The organism is Oleiphilus sp. HI0086, from assembly GCF_001635225.1.
The window spans coordinates 1-7,787 of sequence record NZ_LWFZ01000668.1; the positions used below are offsets into that span (position 1 = coordinate 1).

Below are 7,787 nucleotides of genomic sequence, written 5' to 3' on the forward strand. Positions count from 1 at the left end.
CGTAAAGACCATCGTTTGTTTGAACAATGGAAGGCTGGAAAAACAGGCTACCCCATCGTTGATGCTGCCATGCGCCAATTAAAAGAAAAAGCCTGGATGCACAATCGACTACGCATGATTACCGCGATGTTTTTAACAAAGCACTTATTAATTGATTGGCGACTCGGTGAAGCGTACTTTATGGAAATGCTAGTCGATGGTGATTTGGCGTCCAACAATGGTGGATGGCAATGGTCAGCCTCGACAGGCGTCGACGCGGTTCCCTACTTCAGAATTTTTAACCCCACACGCCAGTCTGAACGCTTTGACCCCCAAGGACAGTTTATAAGACGCTATGTTCCTGAACTACAAACCTTGGATAGCAAGTCAATACACCAACCAACTAAAGAACAGAGAGCTGCATGCGCTTACCCCGCAGAAATAGTCGAACACGCCCTGGCAACGTCACAAACGAAAGCGGCATTTAAATCGCTTCACAAACAAGCTGATACTGAACAGCTTCCTCTTTTGGACTATTACTCATGAACGATACACCGAGCAGTAAGACTAAAGCGGGTCACTCAACAAGGCTAATAGGTAACCTTATTAGCTGGTTTGACTCTGAGTCTTACTCACCTGACCCCAAAAGGGAGCACGCTACCAACACCGTAAACTGGATGCGTTGCATGCCATTTATTGCCGTCCACTTAGGCTGCCTAGGTGTCATCTGGACAGGCTGGAGCCCCGTCGCCATTGCGATCTGTTTAGCCGCTTTTTGGCTAAGGATGTTTGCGGTCACCGCGTTTTATCACCGCTTTTTTTCTCACAAGAGTTACAAGGCCAACCGCTTTTGGCAGTTTTGTTTTGCCGTGCTAGGCAATTCAGCGTCTCAAAGAGGCCCGCTTTGGTGGGCCGCTCATCACCGGAATCATCATAAGCACTCAGATGAAGAGTCAGACTTACACTCTCCCATTGCTCATGGTTTTTGGTGGAGTCACGTCGGATGGTTCATGAGCGATGAAGGGTTTAAAACCGATTACAGTGTCATAAAAGACCTAGCGAAGTTCCCTGAACTCCGCTTTCTAAATCGCTTTGATAGCCTAGTGCCCGTTCTCTTCGCAATCGGCATGTACATGCTGGGTGAATACTTGGCTTATGCTTTACCAAACTCAGGCGTTAATGGTTTACAAATTCTGGTTTGGGGCTTCTTTATCTCTACAGTATTTTTGTTTCACGCCACCTTCACCATTAACTCTCTTGGTCACGTATGGGGATCAAGGCGCTTTGAGACAAAAGACCAAAGTCGGAATAATGCTTTCCTTGCACTGCTTACCCTGGGAGAAGGCTGGCACAACAATCATCACCGCTTTGCCGTCTCTGCAAGGCAGGGTTTCTACTGGTGGGAGATTGATATTTCTTACTTGATACTGCGTCTATTGAGCTTTTTTAGAATTATTTCTGATCTGAACCCTGTGCCTTCTCGTATCCTAGAAGAAGGTAGACAAAAACGTTCAAGCATAAACGTTCATACTTAAAAAGGCACAATCATCATGTCAGTCGTCGTTATAAAGTCAGAAACACCCGCTAATGTTGTAGAGCGATTCAAGCACCTCTTCCACACGCTCGATGCGAATAACTGCGATAGTGGAATCATTGAAGCAGTCTACGAACCAGACGTATTATTCGAAGATAGCTTTCATCGGATAGAAGGCGTAGCTAACTTTCAAGGGTACTGCGCGTCACTGTATCAGAACTTACTTTCCTGCCAGTTCACCTTCCATGACCAGTGGGTTAAAGACAATGATGCCATGTTAAATTGGACCATGAAATATGCTCACCCGAAGCTAAATAAAGGCAGAATAATCACGATTGAAGGGGCAAGCCTAATACGTTTCAACGACAAAGTGTACTACCACAGAGACTACTTTGATGGCGGGCAATTGCTCTATGAGCACATACCGGTCATGGGGAAACTTATCCAAACTCTAAAATATTTTATGAAGTAGCAGGAGCCGACAATGCTGAATGATATTGAACGTATTTGGGTAATTGGTGCTAGCACCGGGATTGGAAAAGCGCTCGTCACCGCCTTGGCGAAGTTTGATAAATCAATCATAACAAGCGCTCGCTCAGAAGATAAACTAGACGCGTTGTGCGGACAGACACCATCAAAGTGCGAGCCACAAACGCTAGATATCACCAATGATAGTGCTTGCCAAGCCGTCGTAGAAAAGCTGCAAAGCACTTATCCGTCGATTGATATGGTCGTCGTGAACGCGGGTACGTGTGAGTATATCGATTCAGACGAAATTGATATGAGCAGTATCAAACGCGTGATGGACACCAATTTCACGGCCGCTGTTTCGACCATCAATGCAGCGCTGCCCCTGTTGCGCGAATCCGCCAAACAAGGAAAAACGCCAAAACTGGTCGTGATGTCGAGCAGCGTCACCTATCAAGCGCTTCCCAGAGCACATGTCTACGGCGCTTCAAAAGCGGCACTACGATATTTTACCGAGTGCTTAAAAATAGATTTACAGCAAGAAGGCATTGACGTTCATCTAGTGAGTCCGGGGTTTGTCAAAACACCTTTAACCGATCTCAATGATTTTCCAATGCCACTACTCATGGAACCCGAAGAAGCTGCCAGTCGAATTATTTCCGGACTTGAAAGAGGCATTTTCGACATACATTTTCCGCAACGATTTACTCGAACACTGAAGCTGATCTCTTTGTTACCTGATCATCTTCGCTTTTCTTTACTTGCCAAGTTATCGCGCAATGCATCTCAGGCCGATTCTTCTACAAGAACAACTCAGTCAATCGCGACGACAAACCCTCAGGATCACCAGCAATGAATCAGAACCCTTCTCACCAGCACCTTACAAACCAACGCATTGCGGTCATCGGATCAGGCATCGCGGGCCTGACGTCTGCCTATCTTTTGAGTAAGCGTCATGACGTTAGCTTATTCGAATCGAACGACTATATTGGCGGCCATACCCACACCGAACACGTACAATGCCAAGGCAAAAGCTACCCGGTGAATACAGGTTTTATCGTTTTTAATGACTGGACCTACCCTAACTTCATCAAACTAATGGACCAGCTAGGCGTTACAAGCGAAGATTCAGACATGAGCTTCAGTGTACGATGTGAAAACACTGACCTTGAATACAATGGCACCAACCTAAACAGCTTATTCGCGCAACGAAGTAACCTGTTCCGCCCTAAGTTTCTGAGGATGATAAGCGACATCCTTAAATTCAACAAACAAACGGTTGAGAGCTTGGAAGCGGGTACACTCGACACTGAGCAAAGCCTAGGTGAATTCATTGAACAAAATGGCTATTCCGACGCGTTTAAAAACTATTATATTGTTCCAATGGGAGCGGCTATCTGGTCTGCATCTGTCGATGTAATGCTATCGTTTCCCTTAAAATTCTTTATTCAGTTTTTTAAGAATCACGGCATGTTAAGTGTCGATGATCGACCGCAGTGGAGGGTACTAACGAATGGTTCAGAGTCTTACATAGCACCGATTACACAGCGTTTTAAAGACAACATTCACCTTAACAGCAATATCATAAAGGTAACACGAAGCCCTAGCGAGGCGGCCATTACCTTTAGCGACCATTCTGTGCAGACCTTTGATCAGGTCATCTTTGCCTGCCATAGCGATCAAGCCTTACGGCTACTCGGCGATGTGTCTGAAAAAGAGAGCGAGATTCTTGGCGCAATCCCCTATCAGGACAACAGCGTCACTCTGCATACAGATACTCGCCTCATGCCTAAGAAAAAACTGGCCTGGGCGGCTTGGAATTATCATATTCCTCAGCGCGCTAATGATTGTGCCATGGTGACTTACAACATGAACATCCTGCAGAACTTCGACGACGCTCCCGAAACATTTCTAGTTACTCTAAACAGGACCAATGAAATAGACCCCAGCAAGATCATTCGCACGTTCAACTACAGCCACCCGGTCTTTAGCCAAGACGGCGTCAAAGCACAGGCGCGTCATCATGAAATAAGTGGTAACCCTGAGTCTGGTCATGGACGCACACACTATTGTGGTGCCTATTGGTTCAACGGCTTTCATGAAGATGGGGTCAATAGCGGACTTCGCGTCGCAGAGGCTTTCGGAGAAACACTCTAGTGAGCAAAATAAAGCACAGCTCAATATATAGAGGATCGATACGGCATCGTCGTTTTTTGCCCAAGAAACACCAGTTTCGCTACCCCTTGTTTATGCTCTATCTTGACTTAGACGAGTTAGAATCGCTGTGTAAATCGAAGTGGTACTGTTCACTCGAAAAGTTCAATATTGTCTCGTTTCGTCGCGATGATTATTACTCACCCGAATCGGGCGATTTAAAACAAGCCGTCATTAACAAAGTGACGAACAATCTCACCGAACAAGGTTTATCTGCGCCGGAAATTGAACACGTCAGAATGCTGTGCCACGCCCGCTATTTCAATGCAGTCTTTAACCCTGTCACCTTCTACTACTGTTTTGACAAAGCTAACAAGCTGGTTTCTATTTTGGCTGAAATCACCAACACCCCATGGGGTGAACGGCATGCTTATGTGCTACCCGTAGGTCAATCGGGAGAGTATGGCTCGTATGCCCTGAAAGCACAAAAATATCACCACTATGAGTTTCCCAAAGTTTTTCATGTTTCGCCGTTCAACCCTATGGATATGACCTATCACTGGACCTTTGATGAGCCAAACCAAGGGCTAAGAGTGCATATGGATAACACCCAGCGCGACGAACAAAACGAAAAGCACTTTGACGCCACGTTAGTGATGGAGCGATACGATTTCACAAACTATTTAGCCAGCACACTGATCCGATTTCCGTTTATGACCGTAAGAGTAAGCATGGGGATATATTGGCAAGCGTTAAAGCTATGGCTAAAGCGCATACCATTTTACGATCACCCTAACTTAAGCAAATAAGATAACAACGAATGCCCGTAAAGGAGACATCGAGATGAGTCCCACAAGCCTAGTGAGTCACGCCAAAAAGCAATCAAAATTCAGTGTAAGTAGCGTCGCCCGAAAACTCGTACATAAGCAGCTACAAAAACTGCACACGGGGACAATTGTCATTGTTGAACCAGGCGCACGTACACTCTTCGGAGAACCACTTTCTCCCAATGACCCGCTTTATTCCGAGCTACATATTCTTGATGAAAATTGTTATCTAGATATTATGACGGGCGGCAGCATAGGCGCGGCAGAAGCCTATATGTCAGAAGACTGGAGCTCACCGGATCTAACTAAACTAGTGCAAGTCATGGTCCAGAACCGTGATATTCTAGATCAAATGGAAGGCGGCTTCGCCCTGCTATCCCGGCCCTTAACTAAAGCCTTTCACCTCTGGAACCAAAATACCGAAAAAGGCTCCAAGCGAAATATCGCTGCGCATTACGACCTGGGTAATGATTTATTTAAGACCTTCCTGGACCCGACAATGATGTATTCCTCTGGCATCTTCCCTAGCGAACAGGCAAGCATGGAAGAGGCATCACAATACAAGCTTAAGACTATCTGTGAAAAACTAAACCTATCTGAATCTGACCATGTGGTTGAAATTGGCTCTGGCTGGGGCGGGTTCGCCATCTATGCTGCCAAGCACTATGGCTGCAAAGTCACCACCACCACGATCTCTGATAAACAACATGAGTTAGCACAAACACGGATCAGCGAAGCAGGCTTAAGCGATAAAATCACACTTCTAAAGCAAGACTATCGTGAGCTAGAGGGGCAATTCGACAAGCTCGTTTCAATAGAAATGATCGAAGCGGTTGGCTGGCAATACTATGACACCTTTTTCGCGACTTGCGCCTCACTGTTGAAACCAAATGGCGCGATGCTGATTCAAGCCATCACAATTGAAGACCAGCGTTTCGAGTACGCCAAACGCAACGTCGATTTTATTCAGCGTTATATCTTTCCTGGTAGTTGTATTCCTTCAATTCAGGCTCTCACTAGCTCATCGATGAAGGCCAGCGACCTACGACTCGTTTATCAAGAGGACTTTGCGGAACACTACGCTAGAACACTGCTAGCATGGTTGGATTCATTTAATAAAGCCTCAGCGACCATCACAGAGCTAGGCTATAGCAAAGAATTTAAACGTATGTGGGAGTTCTACCTCTGCTACTGCGCAGGAGGTTTCAAAGAGCGCTCTATCGGCGTATCTCATATGTTATTCGCTAAACCAGGTTATAGAAACGAGCCCCTGTCTCGCATATAAGGCAGTGATAAGCGATATAGCCAACCACACCATTAAGGAGTCTACTCAATGTCTCGGGAACAACTAAATAGGCTCCTCAATGCGGTGTTATTCCAAAGCTGTTGGTTTCTGGCAATTTTATCAGATTGGTACCTGGCGCTCTGCGCATTCGCCTTGCTATTAGTGCATTTCGTTCGAACAAACGCATCGACTCACAACTCATTAAAACTCTTGTATATCGCGTGTATCGGCATTCTGATCGACAGCTTGCTTATGCATCTAGGCGTTTACCAGTTTCCGAACCCCGAGTTAAGAACCAACGATTTTATAATTCCCTTGTGGTTAATCATAATGTGGTGTGCGTTTACGCTCACACTGCTTTCGTCGCTGCAATGGTTTTTAGCCAAGCCATATTTTTTCATCTGCTTATGTTGCATTTCCGGACCCGCTTCATACCTGGCAGGCCGTCACTTCGGCGCGCTTCACTTTGCAGACGCCTCCCTTATTTTCATCATCCTAGAATGGTTCGTAGTCGGAGTTCTGTGTACTGCAATCTTCCCCTCTTCACCAAAGGAGGATCTGCCAGCCCAAGGAGGCAAATATGCAAGCTATTAGCAGTTTCTCAATTGCCAGTTTCTTTGTGCTCTCTTCGCTTTGCGCTCAGCTACAAGCTGCGCCAAGCGATATCAAAGTCGTTCAGTTTGAGGGCAAAGCGTATTCGCTAGACAGTGACGAGTTGCTGTACTCAGAGCACCACTATATAAACCTCAATCGATCAAATCAGTATGACAATGCATATGTCGAATACAAGGCGCCAGACGGAGAGGTCTTTGCGAAGAAAGATCTGGATTTCTCGAAGCATAAATTAATACCCGACATGAGCTTTATCGACCTCCGCTCGAATCAAACAAGTCTTCTGACCAAAACTGACAATCAGGTAAAGATTGAACACATCAAAAAGAAAGACCTGCAGCATGAAACGATAAGCATTGATAACAGCAAGCGCATTGTCGCCGATGCAGGCTTTGATCGTTTGGTCATCAAATATTGGCAGCACTTGCTAGCGGGAAAGAAGATCAAATTTGAAATCCTGTCGCTTGATCGGTCTGAGTTAATTGGTTTCAAACTAGAGACTGTTGATATTAATGAAGAACGCTTGCAACTATCCATTAAGCCGCAAAGCTGGCTAATCGGACTAGTGATGGACCCGATTTACCTGCACTATGAACGGTCCTCAAAACGTTTATTGGAATACAAAGGGCTGACCAACATCCTAAGAGAAAAGAACGGCGAGTTAAAAACAGATAATTATGTGGCGCATATTAAATACCATTACTTCTGAGTTCAATTCTTCTATTGGTTGGCAAGCGCTGCTTGACGTCCGCTAAGTGCCAAAAGCAGGCCTTGGTACTTCTCTCAGCTTTGGCTGAATATTACTGATACGAACTTTTATCCCAGTATCAAAAAATGGTGAATAGCGGTCATAAGAATCGAGCCTATTTTCCTCGAAACCTTACATTACTTAAAACAGGAAAGCAGACCTTTAGCTTTTGATGGTGCC

Annotated in this window: 9 protein-coding genes; all 9 read left to right on the forward strand. The window is 45.5% G+C overall.

Annotated features, from left to right (window positions below; all coding sequences use genetic code 11):
• On the forward strand, nt 1–525 hold a 525-nt coding region (locus A3756_RS09820; protein WP_197481261.1), incomplete at its 5' end, for an FAD-binding domain-containing protein.
• Nucleotides 522–1,514, forward strand: coding sequence for an acyl-CoA desaturase (locus A3756_RS09825; RefSeq protein WP_068515410.1), 993 nt, complete (start codon nt 522–524; stop codon nt 1,512–1,514). The genes A3756_RS09820 and A3756_RS09825, both read left to right, overlap by 4 nt.
• Before the next feature lie 15 nt (nt 1,515–1,529).
• Nucleotides 1,530–1,985 (forward strand): nuclear transport factor 2 family protein, encoded by a 456-nt coding sequence (locus A3756_RS09830; RefSeq protein WP_082865183.1) that lies wholly within the window; start codon nt 1,530–1,532, stop codon nt 1,983–1,985.
• A 12-nt stretch (nt 1,986–1,997) separates the two neighbouring features.
• On the forward strand, nt 1,998–2,837 hold the full coding sequence (locus A3756_RS09835) for an SDR family oxidoreductase (protein ID WP_068553424.1): 840 nt from the start codon (nt 1,998–2,000) through the stop codon (nt 2,835–2,837).
• Nucleotides 2,834–4,138 (forward strand): NAD(P)/FAD-dependent oxidoreductase, encoded by a 1,305-nt coding sequence (locus tag A3756_RS09840; protein ID WP_068515401.1) that lies wholly within the window; start codon nt 2,834–2,836, stop codon nt 4,136–4,138. Before A3756_RS09835 ends, A3756_RS09840 begins: the two co-directional genes overlap by 4 nt.
• Nucleotides 4,138–4,944 (forward strand): DUF1365 domain-containing protein, encoded by an 807-nt coding sequence (locus A3756_RS09845; RefSeq protein WP_068515398.1) that lies wholly within the window; start codon nt 4,138–4,140, stop codon nt 4,942–4,944. Before A3756_RS09840 ends, A3756_RS09845 begins: the two co-directional genes overlap by 1 nt.
• Before the next feature lie 34 nt (nt 4,945–4,978).
• Entirely contained in the window at nt 4,979–6,247 is a 1,269-nt protein-coding gene (locus tag A3756_RS09850) for a cyclopropane-fatty-acyl-phospholipid synthase family protein (RefSeq protein ID WP_068515394.1), read from the forward strand.
• Nucleotides 6,248–6,295: 48 nt separating this feature from the next.
• A complete protein-coding gene (locus A3756_RS29225) occupies nt 6,296–6,841 on the forward strand; it encodes a DUF2878 domain-containing protein (RefSeq protein WP_068515392.1) in 546 nt (181 codons plus the stop codon).
• The gene (locus A3756_RS09860; RefSeq protein WP_068553425.1) at nt 6,828–7,568 is read left to right on the forward strand and encodes a hypothetical protein; all 741 of its coding nucleotides are present in this window, start codon (nt 6,828–6,830) and stop codon (nt 7,566–7,568) included. The genes A3756_RS29225 and A3756_RS09860 overlap by 14 nt, the downstream gene beginning before the upstream one ends.
• Nucleotides 7,569–7,787 lie beyond the last annotated feature (219 nt).

Excerpts from the sequence above, each read along its gene's own strand:
- A3756_RS09835 (WP_068553424.1), top strand. The coding sequence starts at position 1,998 with ATGCTGAATGATATTGAACGTATTTGGGTAATTGGTGCTAGCACCGGG.
- A3756_RS09860 (WP_068553425.1), top strand. The coding sequence starts at position 6,828 with ATGCAAGCTATTAGCAGTTTCTCAATTGCCAGTTTCTTTGTGCTCTCT.
- A3756_RS29225 (WP_068515392.1), top strand. The coding sequence starts at position 6,296 with ATGTCTCGGGAACAACTAAATAGGCTCCTCAATGCGGTGTTATTCCAA.
- A3756_RS09850 (WP_068515394.1), top strand. The coding sequence starts at position 4,979 with ATGAGTCCCACAAGCCTAGTGAGTCACGCCAAAAAGCAATCAAAATTC.
- A3756_RS09830 (WP_082865183.1), top strand. The coding sequence starts at position 1,530 with ATGTCAGTCGTCGTTATAAAGTCAGAAACACCCGCTAATGTTGTAGAG.
- A3756_RS09825 (WP_068515410.1), top strand. The coding sequence starts at position 522 with ATGAACGATACACCGAGCAGTAAGACTAAAGCGGGTCACTCAACAAGG.
- A3756_RS09840 (WP_068515401.1), top strand. The coding sequence starts at position 2,834 with ATGAATCAGAACCCTTCTCACCAGCACCTTACAAACCAACGCATTGCG.